Below are 16047 nucleotides of genomic sequence, written 5' to 3'. Positions count from 1 at the left end.
GCAGATGTGACAGATCGGACGACTGGGTACCGCTCAGCGGCATTCCCCCTTGACGTACGATATATGACCGCATAATCATCGGACCTCTCCGACGAAGGAGTGGCCATGAGAGTCCGAGCCTGTCTCGCCGCGGTCATCCTGCTGCTGGCGAGCCTGGTCACCCCCGCCAACGCCGAGCTGGTCAACCCGCGCCAGGACTGGCTGCGGGCTTCGACGGCCGGGCTGTTCCTGCACTGGGGCATGTTCACCGCGCCGCGGCACACCGACTGCGCCGCCTGGGAGCACGACGTCACCGCCGGCGGCTGGACGCCGGACTACTGGATCGACGAAGCGACGAAGCTCGGCGCGTCCTACGTCGTCCTCACGACCTTCCACAGCCGGCTGGGATACGCGCGGCCGTGGCCGTCGAAGATCCCCGGCAGCTGCTCGACGCAGCGCGACTTCCTCGGCGAGCTGATCGCCGCGGGCAAGGCCAAGGGCGTGCGAGTCATGCTGTACATGACCGACGATCCCCAGTGGCACAACGAAACCGGCCACGAGTCGCTCGACTCGGCTGCCTACTCTGCCTACAAAGGACACCCGGTCGACCTGACCACGAGGCCCGGCTTCGGCGAGTTCAGCTACGACCTGTTCGACGAGGTGATGGACCGCTACTCCGACCTCGCCGGGTTCTGGATCGACAACGACAACGAGTACTGGGAGCAGCACGGCCTCTACGAGCACATCCGCGAGAAGCGCCCGTCCTGGTTGCTGAGCAACAACAACGAGGACACGCCGATCATGGACACGGTCAGCAACGAGCAGAAGACCGGCATGACCCCGTCCTACGACTACCCGCAGGCGGTCTACACGCCGATGCCGAGGCTCACCGAAGCCGACTACAAGCTCCCGACCAACGGCGACTGGTGGTACAGCGGCGGCGACCAGGCGGTCGACGTCCGGCTCTCGACCGGCCGGTTCATCACGAACGCGGGCTCGTCGATCAAGTCGCTGATGGCCGAAACCGCCATGCTGAACGGGAAGTTCCCGCCGCAGCAGGAGGCGTTCAACAACTTCATGGCCGCCTGGCGACAGCCGATCGAGAAGTCGCTGCAGGGCACCGAGGGCGGCGGGTACATGTACGGCGGCCTGCAGCCCGGCTTCTGGAACGACGGCGCGCACGGCGTGATCACCGTCGGGCCGAACGCAAGAACGCAGTACGTCCACGTCGTCACGCGACCCTCGACCGACCTGGTTCGCCTGCGTGACAACGGCTACCGCGTCACCGGTGTGTCCGACCTGCGCACCGGGAAGCCGATGCGGTTCGCCCAGTCCGGCGGTTACCTGTCCATTTTGGACATCAAGGACTGGGACACCTACGACACGGTGTTCAAAGTGGACACCGCGGGCCGGCAGTACTTCTACGACAAGAACACGATCAAGGCGACCGCCTCGGCGTCGGCGCCCGGGCACCCGGCGGCGAACCTCACCGACGGCAGCTACCTGAACTACTGGGACGCCGGCGGGCAGCAGCCGGTGTCCGTGACGCTGGACCTCGGCCGGAAGCGGTCGACGGCCTACCTCGCGGTGCACGAGCGCGAGTCGTCGCCGACCGCCGCGCGCGAGTCGTTCGGCCGGGCCGAGGACTCCGCGCGGATCAAGGACTACCGCGTCTATGCCAGCGACGACGGGCGGAACTGGGGCCGGCCGGTGCGCACCGGCGCGCTGCCCAGCAACCGCGGGGTGCAGTTCGTCGACGTCGGCGAGGTGCACGCGAGGTACCTCAAGCTCGAGGTGCTGAACACGTGGTCGGGCCCGCAGGCCAAGCCGTTCTACCGCCAGCTCGCGATCGACGAGATCGACGTCGCCTACGGTTACCCCGGCCCGGTCGGCACGCTCCCGCTGGAGGCGGAGTCGTGGCAGAACCGCTTCGACGGCTGGGCGTTCCCGGCGTGGTGCGGCGCCTGCTCGGGCGGCGGCCAGGTGACCGGGCTCGACCACGGCGCCGTCACCTTCCGGAACGTCCAGGCTTCGGGTCCGTCCCGGCTGCAGCTCGACACCACGGGTCCGGGCACGCTGAAGGTGAGCGTGAACGGCGCCGCGCCGATCACCGTCCACGCGCCAGGGGCGGTCGCGGCACCGCTGAAGGCCGGGGCCAACACGATCAAGGTCTCCGGAGAGGTCGGTCTCGACCGGATCGCGGTGGCGCCGCTGCCACCCGAGTCGTACACGCCCCGGACGACGTTGACCGTGCAACCCGCTGGTGTGCAATGGGTTTCGCCGGGTCAGCAGTCGCTGAAGATCACCGCGTCCCTGCGGCTGGACGTCGACGACTCGCTCGACCAGGTGACTCTCGCGCCGGTCGTCCCGGCGGGCTGGACGCTGCAGGGCGCCCCGGTGACCGCGGCGCACGTCGGGCTCGGCCAGGTCCTGAGTGGACAGTGGACGGTGACCGCACCGGCCGCGCAGGAGGCGAGCATCCCGGTGACGGCGTCGTTCACGACGCTCGGGCGGGCGAAGTCGGTCAGCAAGCCGGTGCAGGTGAAACCGCGGCCGGCGGACCGGGTGTTCATGCGTGAGGCGGAAGACTCGGCGAACGACATCGGCGACGCCGGCGTCACGAGCTGTTCGCCGTGTTCGGGCGGGCAGAAGGTGCGCAACATCGGCGGCAGCGCGGGCGCGGCGGTGACGTTCCCGGACGTCACGGTCGGTGCGGCGGGGACGTACTCGCTCTACCTCGACTTCACCGTCAACGGCGACCGGTCGTACTTCGTGTCGGTGAACGGCGGCGCGCCGGTGGAGGTGAAGGTCAGCGGCGCGGGCAACACCACGCCGTACACCACTTCGGTCCCGGTGACGCTGAAGGCGGGCGCCAACTCGATCCGGATCGGCAACGACCGCGCCGGCGCTCCGGACCTGGACCGGATTTCACTGGGTTAGCTCGCGCAGCACCCGGGCCGGGTCGATGTCGACCGCGAGCCGCGTGCCCGGGTGCTCGCTCAGTTCACTCTGTTCGCTCTGTTCGCTCCAGGCGACGGAGACCCACAGCTCGGCGTAGTCACCCCGCTCGACGGCGGGCAGCTGCCAGGTGAGCGTGGTCCCGCTCCGCTCAACGGCGGTGTCCTCGAGCAGCCCGGCCCAGTACGGCGGCACGTGCTGCCCGGCTCGGGAGCAGTCGCGAAGTTCGTCCAGATCGGGACCGCCGACGCTCACCACGGCGTCGGCGGTCTCGACCGTGAACGCGCTTTCACCCTCGTCGGTGTCCCCTGGTTCCCCGGGCAGTTCGGCCTGGACGACGAACTCGCTGAGCGGTTCCCGGGCCAGCACCCGGAAGAAGGTGGTTTCACGGGTGACGAGCGGACAGCCTTCCGGCAGCCGCGGCACGGTAGGCCCGGCCAGCACGTCGAGCCGCACGGACCGGTGCCGCCACCGGAGCAGCCGCCCGGCGGCCCCGAGCTTCTCGGTGAACTCCGGCCGCGCGGGCACATCCCAGCCGTCGACCCGCACGGCGAACCGCACAGCGCCGGCGGGCGTGACCACGGCGAGCCCCCGCGACCGCACATCGGTGTCCAGCATGCAGACATCCTTACCCCGCACCGCGACACGCGAAAATGCCGCACGCGAACGTCACCCGTCCGTGTACCGGACGAGGTGCCGCCGGGCCGCGATGGGTAGGGCGTGGCCGAGGTCGCGCAGGCGCCGACCGAGGCGGGCCGCACTGGCCCTCGATGTCCCGCCGGTCGAGCCGCTCGGAGCTCCAGCCACCGGCCGCCGTGGGCGAGGCGGGCGAGGCGCTGCTCAACCGCGGCTGCCCGGCACGAACCGTCCGGCCGTCGGTCGCCTCACCCGCGGCAACCACGCGCGGCTCGGCTCGGCTCGGCTCGGGCCGGGCCAGGCCGAGCCGGGCCAGGCTGAGCCGGGCCAGGCTGAGCCGAGCCGCGCCAGGCCAGGCCGGGCCGGGCCGGGCCGGGCCGGGCCGCGCCGAGCCGAGCCGGGCCGAGCCCGGGCCCGGGCCGAGCCGCGAGCTCAGAACCCCGTGGTCCCGTTCGGCGTGCCCAGCCCGGTCGGCCCGTCATATCCAGGCCCGGCCGTGCACAGGTACGTCCCACCGCAGCTGCCGTTCGACCCCGACGTCACATCGCGCAACCCGTCCGGGTGCGCATACGGATACGACCCCGCCGTCACCGAGTTACCGGCCAGCGCGTACACACTCGCGACCACCGGCGACGACAGGCTCGTGCCGCCGACCTGCACCCAGCCGTCCGCGCCCTGGGCCAGGCCCAGCGACAGCAGCAAATCGCACAACGCCGTGCTCCCGCAGCTGTTGTACGTGTCGTAAACCCCAAGACCCGTTGCCGGATCCGCCACCGCCGAGACGTCCGCGACCGTCCTCTTTGCACACCCGGTGTCGTGCTGCCACGACGGCTTCGCCTCCAGCGCCGAACAACCGCTGCCGCTGCCCTTCCACGTCGTCTCGGTCCAGGCGCTTCCGGACTTCTTCAGCGTCGTGCCGCCGACCGCTGTCACGTACGGTGACGATGCCGGCCAGCTGACGCCGTACCCGGAGTCGCCCGAGGAGGCCGTCACCGCGATGCCCGGGTGGTTCAGGTGCGCGTCGGCGGCGAGGATCGTCGAGTCCTCGGTGCCGCCGTAGCTGTTCGAGATCGCCACCACGCCCGGGGTCGCCGCAGCCGTGTCGACCGCCGTCATCAGCGGGTCCGTGTCCGGGGAGTTGGCTTCCACCAACAGGATGTGACAGTCCGGGCAGGTCGCCGAAACCGCGTCGAGGTCGAGGCTGATCTCCTCCGCCCAGCCGTAGTCACCCGCGGGCAGCGGGCTCGCCGCGCCGTTCTGGTTGACCTTCTTGAAGCAGCCGTTGGCCGTCGTGCACGGCGAAAGCCCGCGCGCGGCCCGGAACTTCGCGAGGTCGGCCTCGGCCGTCGGCGCGTCCATCGCGTCGACGATCGCGACCGTGCGGCCGCCGGAGTGCAACCCGCCGAGGTGGTACGCGGCCTGGATCTCGGCCGGCCCGTAGCCGACCGGGGTCGAGGTGACGAGCGGGCCGGAGCCCTTCGGCGAGCGGATCGCCTTGCCGAGGCAGTGCAGCTTGCCGGAGGTGGCGCAGCCGAAGCTGACGACGCCGGCGCTCTGCGCGGTGGCGGCCGAGGCGGGTGCGGCGACGGCCACCGACAGCGGGGCCGCGGCGAGGGAAAGGGCGACGAGGGACCGGAACAGCCGCGAGGGCGCCATGCCTACTCCTCGGTAGGGGACCAGGTGTGGCACGGGATCGTCGCATGTCACACGTTCGTGGTCACCCGTCCGATGGATGTTTCTCGGTTCAGTGATTCGCCCACCACGCGGCAAAGCGGACCATCGATCACAGAACGACTCACCCGGCCGGGTAATTGGTCCAGACAAGTGTTATCAAAAAGTGATGGAAGCTCCGTTCACCGGGAGCTACTTTGTTGTGACTCGCAACAAATGCTCGTGGATCCCCAACGGCGGAGGTGTCACGGCGTGAACCGGACCTTTGGCAAGTTTCGACGACGCGGCGCCGTCGCCTTCGCGGCGGTGGCCCTCCTGCTCGGCGCCGGGCTCAACGCCCCCGCCGCGCTCGCCGCGGACGACTACACCCAGAGCGTCACCCAGCTGAGCTCGACCCAGCTGCAGCTCAACTTCACCCCGACGACGGCCGCGTTGTACGTGGACGTCCACTACACCGGCGTGCCGGGTGTCGGGCAGCAGAACGTCCGCATGACCAACTCCTCCGGCACCTGGCGGACCACCGTCAACGGCCTGAGCACCGGGAACACGCTGGACTACTGGTTCACCTACGAGAAGAGCGGCCCGCAGTACGACACCCCGCACTTCACCTACACGGTCGGCGGCAGCTCGACGACGGTCGCCGCGCCGACGTTCAGCCCGCCCGGCGGCACCTACTCGAGCACCCAGACGGTGACCCTGAGCAGCGCCACCTCGGGCGCCACCATCCGGTACACAGTGGACGGTTCGACGCCGACCGCGTCGTCGCCGCAGTACACCGCGCCGATCAGCGTCCCGACCTCGCGCACGGTCAACGCGATCGCGCTCAAGTCCGGTTCGACGACGTCCGCGGTGTCCAGCGCGACCTACACGATCGGCACCCAGGCCGGCTGCCCGACGCAGTCCGACACCCCGAACTTCGGGCCGAACGTGCGGATCTTCGACCCGGGCATGTCCGCGGCGACGATCCAGGCGCAGCTCGACACCGACTTCAACAACCAGAAGGACACGCTCACCGCGCAGATGGCGGACCGGCGTGTCGCCCACCTGTTCAAGCCGGGCACGTACAACAACGTGCACGACAACGTCGGCTTCTACACCTCGGTCGCCGGCCTCGGCCAGAACCCGGGCGACGTCCTGATCAACGGTGACGTCACCGTCGACGCCTTCAACGCCTCCGACAACGGCGTCGCGCTGCAGAACTTCTGGCGCTCGGCCGAGAACATGGCGGTCAACCCGTCCGGTGGCAACGAGCGCTGGGCGGTCGCGCAGGCCGCGCCGTTCCGCCGGATGGACGTCCGCGGCGGGCTGCAGCTGTACCCGGCGAGCTACGGCTTCGCCAGCGGCGGCTACATCGCCGACACGAAGGTGGCCGGCCAGGCCGCGTCGGTGTCGCAGCAGCAGTGGTACACCCGCGACTCGCAGCTGGGCAGCTGGAACGGCGGCGTCTGGAACATGGTCTTCTCCGGCACCAGCGGCGCGCCGGCGAACACCTTCCCGAACCCGCCCGAGACGACCCTCGCCACGACCCCGGTCTCGCGCGACGTCCCCTACCTCTACGTCGACGGCACCGGCAAGTACCGCGTGTTCCTGCCTTCCCTGCGCACCAACGCGTCCGGCCCGAGCTGGGCGAACGGCAGCACCCCCGGCACGTCGGCGCCGATGAGCCAGTTCTACGTCGTCAAGTCCGGTGACACGGCCGCGTCGATCAACAACGCGCTCGCCGCGGGCTGCAACCTGTTCTTCACGCCGGGCATCTACCACCTCAACCAGACGCTCAACGTGACCCGCGCGAACACGACGATCCTCGGCATCGGCTACCCGACGCTGGTGCCCGACAACGGCGTCAACGCCATGCAGGTGTCCGATGTGGACGGCGTGCGGCTCAAGGGCCTGCTGTTCGACGCCGGCACGCAGAACTCGCAGGCGCTGCTGACGGTCGGCCAGTCGGGCTCGTCGGCGAACCACGCGGCGAACCCGACCACGGTCCAGGACGTGTTCTTCCGGATCGGCGGCGCCATCGCCGGCAAGGCGACGAACAGCCTGATCGTCAACAGCGCCAACACGGTCATCGACCACATCTGGGCGTGGCGCGCCGACCACGGCAACGGCGGCACGGTCGGCTGGAACACGAACACGGCCGACACCGGGCTCGTGGTCAACGGCGCGAACGTGCTGGCGACCGGCCTGTTCGTCGAGCACTACCAGAAGTACCAGGTGATCTGGAACGGCCAGGGCGGGAAGACGATCTTCTTCCAGAACGAGATGCCCTACGACGTGCCGAACCAGGCGTCGTGGAACGCGCCGTCGGGAGTCGCGGGGTACGCGGCCTACAAGGTCGGGGCGAACGTGACGTCCCATGAGGCCTGGGGTCTCGGGAGCTACTGCTTCTTCGACACGAACCCGGCGGTGTCCAGCTATCACGCGTTCGAGGTGCCGAACACCAGCGGCGTCCGGTTCCACAACCTGCTGACGGTTTCGCTCAACTACCGCGGCACGATCACCCACGTCATCAACGACGCGGGCGGCGTCACGCCCACCGGCACGGTGCCGGTGAACGTGGTGAACTACCCGTAACCCGGGTGATCGGCGGCCCCCGCACCGGACCCGACCCCGGTGCGGGGGCCGCCGTGCGTCACGCGAAGGTGTACCGCTCGCCCACCAGCGACGCGACGATCGCCCCGGCGCTCCACCACTCGAAGTCGACCATCGGCGAACGCCAGAGGCTGATTTCCCGCTGCAGGTGGCTGTTGTGCGCGGACACCATGGTCGCGCCCCGGCCGCCTTCGACGTCCCGGATGTCGAGGAGGTTCTGGGCCATGATCACGTCGCGGACGCCGCACTGGCGGCACAACCGCGTGCGCTGGTCCCCCGGCTGCGCCGCCTCCCGGTGGTAGCGCAGCAGGCCGAGCCCGGCGGTGACGTGGGTCTTGGCCCGGAACCACGCCGCGCGCGACGTCGCCGCGATCAGCTCCGGCGCCCGCAGGTGCAGCTCGGTGACCAGGTCGTCGGCCAGCACGCGCAGCCGGTGGGCCTCCACCGTGTCCCCGACGGACACCGCCGGGTTCAGCGCGGCGTCTTCGCGGCTCCACCGTTCGTCGTCCCCGGCGAGCCCGGCGATGTCGAGGTCGAGGCCCAGGTAGTCGCGGGCGTGCTCGAGGTAGGTGCGCGGGCTGGGGGCGCTCATCATCTCGGTCGAGGCGTCGAAGCCGTGGAAGGCCAGGCGTTCGGGCGCGCGCCGGCCGTCGTTGTACTCGCGCATCCAGGTGACCAGGTCGCGGTTGAAGCCGAACGCGCCGAAGCCGTGTGAGAAGCCTTCGCGCATCACCTGGTCGAGCGTGCCCACGCCGTCCCGGACGAAGTCGTCGACGATCAGCCCGGCCACGCGGTCGGACTCCAGCGCGATCGACCGGACGCCCTGGGCGGCCAGCTCCTCGAACCGGGTGTTGCGGAGCTGCCCGATGGCCGGATCGTCGTGGGTCGGCTCGCCGTGGGCCAGGAAGTCTGCGTTGTCCATGAGATTTGATCGTATCGCTGAAGGTTCTATTGAAACTTGTCTCGCCTTCAGCTGCAGGGCGTCGGCTAAAGTCTCAACTCATGCGACCAGCCGACCTCGCCCGCGAGCACGGGATCTCGACGCAGGCCGTCCGCAACTACGAGCAGGACGGCTTCCTCCCGCCCGCTTCGCGCACCGCGAGCGGCTACCGGGTTTACACCGAGGTGCACGCCGCGGCGCTGCGCGCTTTTCTCGCGCTCGTCGCAGCGTACGGCCACGCGACGGCGGGCGGGGTCATGAACGCCGTCCACAGTGACGACCTCGACCGCGCGCTCACCCTGGTCGACCGCGGCCACGCCCAGCTGCTCCGCGACCGCGAAACCCTGGACGCGGTGCGGAAGGCGATCGGCCACCTGACGGAAGCGCCGGAACCGTCGGGAGCCGTCCGGAGCATCGGCGAGCTGGCCCACCGCCTCGGTGTCACGGCGGCGACCGTGCGGGCGTGGGAGCGTGCCGGCATCCTCGTACCCGACCGGAACCCGGCGACCGGCTACCGCGTCTTCCGCGCGGCCGACGTCCGGGACGCGGAGCTGGCGCACCTCCTGCGCCGCGGCGGTTACCCGCTGGAGCACATCGCGACGGTGGTCGCCCAGGTCCGCACGGCCGGCGGCACCGAGTCGCTGGCCGGGGCTTTGGTCACCTGGCAGGGAAAGCTGAACGACCGCGGCCTGGCGATGCTCACCGCGGGCGGCCTGCTCGGGGCGTACCTACGAACGTGACTTCGGGTGCAGCCGGTCGTACTCCAGCGCGGCCGAGTGCTGGGTGCGCACCGGGAGGGACTTCTCCTTGTCGTCGTCCTCGATCTCGTTGAGGCCGAGCTGGACGGCCAGCCGGATCTGCTCGCGGTTGTCGCGGACGACGGTGGAGAAGAAGTCGTCGATCCGCGGGTCGAGCAGCACTTCGAGGAGCACGCGGAACGAGGTGTCGACGACGGTGCGCACGATCTCGTCGTGGAACGGGAGCCGCTTGAGCTTCCCGAGCTGCGGGTCGGCGGCGATCTTCTCGGCGATGATCGTGCGCAGCTCGTCCTTGTTGGCCCCGAGCGACTTCGCGAGGTTTTCGGGGTAGTTGCCCGTTTCCAGGACCTTGACGACCTCGTCGAGCACCGCGATGGTCACCGGCTTCTTGATGGCCTTCACGATCGGCTCGGACAATTTGTCGACGAGCCGGTAGGTGAACTGCTCCCCGACGGCCCGGTCCGCGGCCCGCCCGATCCGGATGAGCAGCAGCACGACGCTGATGAACTTGTGCGCGGCCATCGCGGGGTGCGCGACGGGGATCATCGCGAACAGCTCGTACCAGTTGCGCACGAGGAACTTCTTGGCCCACCGGCGTTTCCGCCACCGCCAGAGGAACTCGATCAGGAAGATCCCGCAGATCCCGCAGTCGACGTAGAAGATCACGAGCCCGGCGGCGCGCGCCGGCGGGCTCAGCAGCATGAACCCCAGCAGCCCGACCGACCCGGCGGCCAGGATGAGCATGATCCAGTCATCGGCGCGCACGTTCCCGGGCAGGATCCCACTGTTGAGCTCCGGCTCACGGGCGTCGCGAAGGGTGGCCATGCCCGATGATGGCACGCACCGCGCTGATCAGCCGTGCCACTCCCGCGTGCCGCTAATCAAACAGATGGTTGACACAGTCTCCCGAATGACTGATTATCGGAGCGACCAAGCAGACAGGGGGAAATCGTGGAGAAGCACGCACTCAGGTGGTGGGCGCTGGCGGTCGCGGTGCTGGCCGTCCTCGTCGACATGATCGACAACCAGATCGTCGCGGTCGCGCTGCCGACCATCCGGCGGGAGCTCGGCACCGGGGACGCCGCGCTGCAGTGGATCTCGGCCGGGTACGCGCTCGGGTTCGCGCTGACGCTGATCACCGGCGGCCGGCTCGGCGACCGCTACGGGACGAAAAAACTGTTCGTGGCGGGCATGGTCGTGTTCACCGCGGCTTCGCTGGCCGCCGGCCTCGCGGGGCACGTCGGCGTGCTGATCACCGCGCGGGTCGTCCAGGGGGTCGGGTCCGGGCTGATGGTGCCGCAGGTCCTGTCGTTCGTGCACGCGGAGTTCGACGAGCGCGAGCGCCCGAAGGCGATGACCTGGTACGCGGCCGCGTTCCCGCTGGGCGGGCTCGCCGGGCCACTGCTCGGCGGGGCGCTCACCGAAGCCGACCTGTTCGGCACCGGCTGGCGCGCGATCTTCCTGGTGAACCTGCCGATCGGCGTGCTGGCGCTGGCCGGCGCGCTGGTCACGATGCCGGACCGGCCGGGTTTCCGCCGCCACCGCCTCGACCTCGGCGGTCTCGCGCTGCTGACGGCCGCGCTCTTCGCCGTGTTCTACCCGCTGGTGCAGGGCCGCGAGCTGGGCTGGCCGATGTGGACGGTCGTGCTGCTCGCCGCCGCCGTCCCGCTGTTCGGGCTTTTTGCGCTGCACCAGCGGAACCAGGCCCGCCGCGGCCTCGAACCACTGGTCGCGCCGGACCTCCTGAAGCGGCTGGCCGGCAGCCAGGTGGTCCTGCTCTGCGTGAACACCGGGGTCGGCGTGTTCTTCGTCCTGACGCTGCACCTGCAGCTCGGCCTCGGGTTCTCCCCGTGGGAAGCGGCGCTGACGTTCGCCCCGTCTACGCTCGGCATCGTCGTGGGCAACGTCCTGGGCCTGCGGCTCGCCCCGCGGTTCGGCCGCGTGTTCACCGCCGGCGCCATCGGCGTGCTGCTGGCGGGACTCGTCGCGATAGCGCTGCTGGTGCGAGGTTCCACACTGAGCGCGTGGACGCTGCTGGTGCCGGTGATCGCCGTCGGGCTCGGGATGGGCGCGGTGCTGAACGCGCTGTTCGCGGCGTCGATGGCGGGCGTCGACCCGAGGGAGGCGGGCGCGGCGTCCGGCATCGTGAACACGACGGTCCAGCTCGGCACCGCGACCGGGATCGCCTTGTTCGGCACGGTGTTCTTCACCCGGCTGGACGGCGGTTACGCGTCCGCGACCACCGGCGCGCTCGTCGTCGCCGCCGGGGCGCTGGTGCTCGCGCTGGCGGCGGCCGTCCGTCAACCATCCGTTCGGCAGAGTCAAGCAGTTGGTTGACGTATAGTCGCGGACGTGACCGCGCCGAAGCCCCGCCGTTCGCCGAAACCGCAGGAGCGGCAACGGGATCCGGAACGCACCCGCCGCCTCATCCTGGAGGCGGCGGGCGCCGAGTTCGCCGCGAAGGGGTACGCGGGCGCGCGCATCGCGTCGATCGCCGCACGGGCCGGGGTGAACCAGCAGCTGATTTCGTACTACTTCGACGGCAAGGAAGGCCTGTACCGCGCGATGTCCGAGGGCTGGGGCCGGCGCCAGAACGAGCTGATGGCACCGGACCTGCCCCTGTCGGAACAGCTGCGCCGGTACGCGCTGGAGGCGACGGCCAACCGCGACGGCATCCGGCTCCTGGCGTGGTCGGGCCTGGAGTACGACGGCCCGGAGACCGATCCCGACCACGCGCCGCGCGCCCAGCGCCTCGCCGGGACGGTCGAGCAGATCGCCGCGATGAAGGCCGCGGGCCGGCTCCCCGACTGGGTAGACCCCGCGAGCTTCACGGTGCTGCTGATGGCCGCGGCCATGGCGCCGGTGACGCTGCCGCACGTCGTCGAAGGGCTCACCGGGAGCGACCCCGGCTCACCCGAGTTCGTGCGGCAGTACGCCGACCAGCTCGCGAAGCTGATCGAGCACCTCAGTCCACAGTAGACAGCACCTCCCGCAGCTTCTTCGCGAAGGCTTCCGGCTGACCGGCGTAACCGAACTCGCCGCCGAGGAAACCGCCGTGGTGGCTGGGGAAGACCGTGGCCTCCTGGCCGAGCGCGGCGGCGGTCGCGAGGGCCGCGCGGCCGGTCATCACCTCGATCGACTCCTCACCCACCGCGATCACGACCCGCGTGGACGCCGACTTCAGCGCGTCGACGTCGAGGGAGTACGCCGTAACGGCCGCCGACCGATCGCTCATCAGCGGGTCGTCACGGCGGCCGTCGTCCTCGGTGGGCATGCCGAACTGGGCCGGGTCCGCCGGCGGCAGCGCGAAGTAGTCGTCGGTGAACTCGCCCTTCCACGACGTCATCGTGATGAACGCCGCCATGCCCGCGCCGAAACCACCGGCCTGGTAGGCGCCGCGGAACGCCTTCCCGGCCCGGTCGGCCGCCTCGGCATCGGGCAGCACGCCGACCAGCGGCGGCTCGTGCGCGACCAGCGTGGTGACGTCTTCGGGATAGGCCGTGACCAGCGCGAGCGCGGCGACCGCGCCGCCGCTGCTGCCGAACACCTCGACCGGACCGACGCCCAGCGCCTGGATCACGGCGTGGAGGTCACCGGCCTGCACGGCGGGCACGTGGTCCTCGCGGCCGTCCTTCCGGACGCTGCGCCCGAGCCCGCGCGGGTCGTAGGTGACCACGGTCCGCTCGGGGAAGTGGGAAGCCAGCGTGTGAAAACCGACGGCCTCCATCGGCTGCCCGACCATGAGCAACGGAGGTTGCGGACTCTCGGCGGGCGCGGGCCCGTGGACGTCGTAGACGATGTCTGCTTCGGGCGTTTCGAGCGTGTGCGTGGTAGCCATGGTGTCTCCCCGGTTCAGGACTCGGGGCGAGCCTAGACCGGGGGACCGACATTTTTCGGGCCGTGGTCGCGCGCCGTGGTGTCGATCCACGTGAGCGGGGCGTATGAGACCCCGCCGGTTGCCGAACCGCGCGCGTGGGGTGGCCGGCCGGACTCGCACCGGCTTCTCCCGGGGTCACAGCCCGGGGCCTCGTCTCCTTCGGCTTCGGCCACAGTGGAAGACGTGGGTGTCGAACCCACCGAGGCGATCGTGCAAGGATCACCCGCGCTCCGGCGCGTCTCCCGAGTACCCCCACCAGGATTCGAACCTGGACTGGACGCGTTCTGAGCGCGTTGCCTCTCCCAGTTGGGCTACGGGGGGTGTGGTCCGACGTGCTTTCCGCACGCCGGCAGCGCCCCCGGCAGGATTCGAACCTGCGACCTACGGCTTCGGAAGCCGCCGCTCTGTCCTGCTGAGCCACGGAGGCGGAAATCAATAAACGACAAATAAAGAAAGCCGCCCTGACCGGTTTCCCGGTGGGCGGCTCCCGAAGGCACAACGTGCATCACGTCATGGGCGGGGAGCCGCGTTCCTGCAGGTGGAGTCGCCGATGCGACGCGCACGAGGCGAGCGCGACGGCCTGTCGCTGCCACATGTTCGTCATGGCCACTCCTCGGTTTTCGTTCGTGTCCATCCATCATCACGCACCCGACCGGAGGCGTCAACGCATTAAGCAAACAATTCGGCAGCGCGGTTTCACCTGACCGGGCGACACCCGTAACACCTGAGGTCACGGCGCGATAACGAGAGGGTAGACCCGACGCAGAAGCAGGAGAGCGCACGTGAAGACACAGTGCCGAGGCCCGATCGACGTCTCCAAGGTCACGGGGTTCGCCACGGGCACCGCCGACCCGGACGACCTGCGCCAGGCGGTGGTGGCGTCGCCGGGCTATTCGCGGGCGAGCGAAGAGGAACGGGCGGCACTGTTGAAGATCATCCTGCACGTGGGGACGACCGCCGGCTGAGCCAGCGCCCGCCGGACCGCGGCGCGGTCCGGCGGGCCCGCGGTCCAGTCAGTCCGCGTGCTGTCCAGGTGCGGCACTGCCCGAGTACTCACCGAGATCGGAGACCAGTTTCGTGAGCTCGGGGTCGCTGTCGTAACGACGCTGGTGCAGCGCCGCGATCTTCGCGCCCATTTCGGGATCCGGGTCGTCGGTGATGTCGAACGACATGAACTTGTCCACCAGCGGCAGGCCCACCCGGTCGGTGTTGCGGTGGGCCGGGTGGATGAGGTACTCCCAGTAGCCTTCGAGGTCCTCGATCACGAAGGTCGCGCCCCACTCGTACTCGCCGCCGTAGTCGCGGCCGACGACGAACGACTTCACCGACGGGATGGACCGGCCCTGGTTGCGCAGGCTCTCCAGGGCTTCCTCGACGGCCTCCGGGCTGGCGTCCGGCTTCAGGGTCAGCCGGTTTCCGTGGTAGATCATGGGTTTTCCTTTCGAATACGAGCGACGGCGACAGTCGCGCCGACGATCAGGGCGATCCCGGTCCAGGTGAACGTGCCGGCCACACCGATGGTCCGGACGAGTGGTTGAACAGCCAGCGGCGAAAGGAACTGGCCGAGGAAAATGCCCGCGACAAGTCCACTGAGGACTCTCCCGCGCCGGTCCGGAGGGGCCTTTTCGCTGAGCATCAGAGTCAGGTTGGGCACGGCCAACCCGACCCCGGCGCCACCGACGAGCAACCCCGCCGCGACGCCGGCAACCGAGCCGGACACGCCGATCAGCAGCCAGCCGGCGCCGAGCAGGGCGATGCTCGTCGCCGTGACCGCCGTGGTGGTCAGCCGTCTGCGCAACGCGGGGAACGCCAACGCGGCGAGCGCGCTGGTGAGCGTGCTGCCCGCGATCACCGCGCCGACGACGACCGGGCCGGCGCCGAAACCGCCCAGCAGGAACGGCAGCTGGGTCGGCGCCATGTAGAACGCCAGCGTCGCGACCAGTGCCAGCGCGTAGACGCCCAGCACCGGGCCGGTCATCGTCCGGCCGCGGCGCGCGGACGCGGTGGGCGCGTCCCGGGGAACGTCACGAACCGTGAAGACCGCGAACAACGCGACGACGGCGGCGACCGCGTAGATCCAGAACGGCGTCCGCCAGCTGACCGTGGCCAGCACCCCGGCCAGCGGCAGGAACACCACGCCACCGAGGCTCGCGAAGGCCTGCTGCAGCCCGAGGAACGACGCCCGGCGCGGGCCGTCGAACCAGTCGGTGATCGTCGCGGTGACCGCGGTCATGACGCCGCCGACGGCGATCCCGAGCAGTGCCCTGGTCGCGAGCAACAAGTACAGGTCGTCGACGAAGTACCCGGCGGTTCCGCAGACTGCGTACAAAACGAGGCTGAACACGAGCAGCGGGCGCCGCCCGGCCCGGTCCGCGACCACACCGGACACCGGCGCGCTGACGGCGATCATGAGCGAGGTGACGGTCAACGCGAGCCGGACGAGGAGGTCCGCGCCCGGCTGTCCGGCGTAGACCTTGCCCATCTCCGGCAGGCTGGGCGCGATGATCGCCGCCGCCATGATGGTCAGCGCCGCCGCGCCCAGGATCGTGCCGCGGGCGAGACCGCCTGGCGTTGTCCGGTCGACCTGAGCTGTCATGCCCCCACAGTCACGCGCCGGCCCTCCCCGTCGCGTCGGC

13 protein-coding genes and 3 tRNA genes are annotated in these 16047 nt (G+C 70.2%); 6 read left to right on the top strand and 10 right to left on the bottom strand.

All coding sequences use genetic code 11. The annotated features are described in order from the left end of the window. The first annotated feature begins 105 nt into the window (after positions 1–105). Positions 106–2919, top strand: a complete 2814-nt coding sequence (locus tag ACZ63J_RS24260) for an alpha-L-fucosidase (RefSeq protein ID WP_465405296.1) — start codon at positions 106–108, stop codon at positions 2917–2919. On the opposite strand, the gene ACZ63J_RS24255 is transcribed toward ACZ63J_RS24260, so the two are convergent. Further along, positions 2908–3555 carry a hypothetical protein gene (locus ACZ63J_RS24255; RefSeq protein WP_465405294.1) on the bottom strand — a complete coding sequence of 216 codons (648 nt, stop codon included), beginning with the start codon at positions 3553–3555 and terminating at the stop codon, positions 2908–2910. The genes ACZ63J_RS24260 and ACZ63J_RS24255 overlap by 12 nt on opposite strands. Before the next feature lie 450 nt (positions 3556–4005). Next, positions 4006–5229, bottom strand: a complete 1224-nt coding sequence (locus ACZ63J_RS24250; protein ID WP_465405292.1) for a S53 family peptidase — start codon at positions 5227–5229, stop codon at positions 4006–4008. A gap of 267 nt (positions 5230–5496) precedes the next feature. Between ACZ63J_RS24250 and ACZ63J_RS24245 the strand changes: the two genes are divergently transcribed. After that, positions 5497–7818, top strand: a complete 2322-nt coding sequence (locus ACZ63J_RS24245) for a chitobiase/beta-hexosaminidase C-terminal domain-containing protein (RefSeq protein ID WP_465405291.1) — start codon at positions 5497–5499, stop codon at positions 7816–7818. 58 nt (positions 7819–7876) lie between these two features. Here the strand turns inward: ACZ63J_RS24245 and ACZ63J_RS24240 are convergent, their stop codons facing one another. Further along, the gene (locus ACZ63J_RS24240; RefSeq protein ID WP_465405289.1) at positions 7877–8758 is read right to left on the bottom strand and encodes an erythromycin esterase family protein; all 882 of its coding nucleotides are present in this window, start codon (positions 8756–8758) and stop codon (positions 7877–7879) included. 80 nt (positions 8759–8838) lie between these two features. Here ACZ63J_RS24240 and ACZ63J_RS24235 point away from each other — a divergent pair, with 80 nt between their 5' ends. Then, positions 8839–9516: a TioE family transcriptional regulator gene (locus ACZ63J_RS24235; protein WP_465405287.1), complete on the top strand. Its 678-nt coding sequence runs from the start codon at positions 8839–8841 to the stop codon at positions 9514–9516. On the opposite strand, the gene ACZ63J_RS24230 is transcribed toward ACZ63J_RS24235, so the two are convergent. Further along, a complete protein-coding gene (locus ACZ63J_RS24230) occupies positions 9505–10359 on the bottom strand; it encodes an ion transporter (RefSeq protein WP_465405285.1) in 855 nt (284 codons plus the stop codon). The two genes, ACZ63J_RS24235 and ACZ63J_RS24230, sit on opposite strands and share 12 nt — an antisense overlap. Positions 10360–10485: 126 nt before the next feature. Here ACZ63J_RS24230 and ACZ63J_RS24225 point away from each other — a divergent pair, with 126 nt between their 5' ends. Both ACZ63J_RS24225 and ACZ63J_RS24220 read left to right on the top strand, forming a co-directional pair. Further along, on the top strand, positions 10486–11871 hold the full coding sequence (locus tag ACZ63J_RS24225; RefSeq protein WP_465405283.1) for an MFS transporter: 1386 nt from the start codon (positions 10486–10488) through the stop codon (positions 11869–11871). A gap of 15 nt (positions 11872–11886) precedes the next feature. Further along, positions 11887–12513, top strand: a complete 627-nt coding sequence (locus tag ACZ63J_RS24220; protein WP_465405281.1) for a TetR/AcrR family transcriptional regulator — start codon at positions 11887–11889, stop codon at positions 12511–12513. Here ACZ63J_RS24220 and ACZ63J_RS24215 read toward each other — a convergent pair. From ACZ63J_RS24215 to ACZ63J_RS24200, 4 genes are all read right to left on the bottom strand, one after another. Next, positions 12500–13372: an alpha/beta fold hydrolase gene (locus ACZ63J_RS24215; protein WP_465405280.1), complete on the bottom strand. Its 873-nt coding sequence runs from the start codon at positions 13370–13372 to the stop codon at positions 12500–12502. The genes ACZ63J_RS24220 and ACZ63J_RS24215 overlap by 14 nt on opposite strands. Before the next feature lie 135 nt (positions 13373–13507). Then, positions 13508–13584 (bottom strand) — tRNA-His (locus ACZ63J_RS24210). A gap of 74 nt (positions 13585–13658) precedes the next feature. Beyond that, a tRNA-Leu gene (locus tag ACZ63J_RS24205) sits at positions 13659–13732 on the bottom strand. A 32-nt stretch (positions 13733–13764) separates the two neighbouring features. Further along, positions 13765–13838, bottom strand: a tRNA-Arg gene (locus tag ACZ63J_RS24200). A 355-nt stretch (positions 13839–14193) separates the two neighbouring features. Between ACZ63J_RS24200 and ACZ63J_RS24195 the strand changes: the two genes are divergently transcribed. After that, the gene (locus ACZ63J_RS24195; protein ID WP_465405278.1) at positions 14194–14376 is read left to right on the top strand and encodes a hypothetical protein; all 183 of its coding nucleotides are present in this window, start codon (positions 14194–14196) and stop codon (positions 14374–14376) included. Positions 14377–14424: 48 nt separating this feature from the next. Here ACZ63J_RS24195 and ACZ63J_RS24190 read toward each other — a convergent pair whose 3' ends face one another. Both ACZ63J_RS24190 and ACZ63J_RS24185 read right to left on the bottom strand, forming a co-directional pair. After that, positions 14425–14841 (bottom strand): Dabb family protein, encoded by a 417-nt coding sequence (locus ACZ63J_RS24190; protein WP_465334209.1) that lies wholly within the window; start codon positions 14839–14841, stop codon positions 14425–14427. Next, positions 14838–16007, bottom strand: a complete 1170-nt coding sequence (locus tag ACZ63J_RS24185; RefSeq protein ID WP_465405276.1) for an MFS transporter — start codon at positions 16005–16007, stop codon at positions 14838–14840. Before ACZ63J_RS24185 ends, ACZ63J_RS24190 begins: the two co-directional genes overlap by 4 nt. Positions 16008–16047 lie beyond the last annotated feature (40 nt).

The organism is Amycolatopsis sp. NPDC104863, from assembly GCF_055582965.1.
The sequence above is the reverse complement of the archived record's forward strand: the minus strand, read 5'-3'. Positions and strand labels throughout refer to the sequence as shown.

What these genes read in the sequence shown, in the direction of transcription:
- ACZ63J_RS24215 (WP_465405280.1), bottom strand. Translation starts at nt 13,372, where the DNA reads ATGGCTACCACGCACACGCTCGAAACGCCCGAAGCAGACATCGTCTAC.
- ACZ63J_RS24255 (WP_465405294.1), bottom strand. Translation starts at nt 3,555, where the DNA reads ATGCTGGACACCGATGTGCGGTCGCGGGGGCTCGCCGTGGTCACGCCC.
- ACZ63J_RS24240 (WP_465405289.1), bottom strand. Translation starts at nt 8,758, where the DNA reads ATGGACAACGCAGACTTCCTGGCCCACGGCGAGCCGACCCACGACGAT.
- ACZ63J_RS24185 (WP_465405276.1), bottom strand. Translation starts at nt 16,007, where the DNA reads ATGACAGCTCAGGTCGACCGGACAACGCCAGGCGGTCTCGCCCGCGGC.
- ACZ63J_RS24250 (WP_465405292.1), bottom strand. Translation starts at nt 5,229, where the DNA reads ATGGCGCCCTCGCGGCTGTTCCGGTCCCTCGTCGCCCTTTCCCTCGCC.
- ACZ63J_RS24260 (WP_465405296.1), top strand. Translation starts at nt 106, where the DNA reads ATGAGAGTCCGAGCCTGTCTCGCCGCGGTCATCCTGCTGCTGGCGAGC.
- ACZ63J_RS24230 (WP_465405285.1), bottom strand. Translation starts at nt 10,359, where the DNA reads ATGGCCACCCTTCGCGACGCCCGTGAGCCGGAGCTCAACAGTGGGATC.
- ACZ63J_RS24190 (WP_465334209.1), bottom strand. Translation starts at nt 14,841, where the DNA reads ATGATCTACCACGGAAACCGGCTGACCCTGAAGCCGGACGCCAGCCCG.
- ACZ63J_RS24235 (WP_465405287.1), top strand. Translation starts at nt 8,839, where the DNA reads ATGCGACCAGCCGACCTCGCCCGCGAGCACGGGATCTCGACGCAGGCC.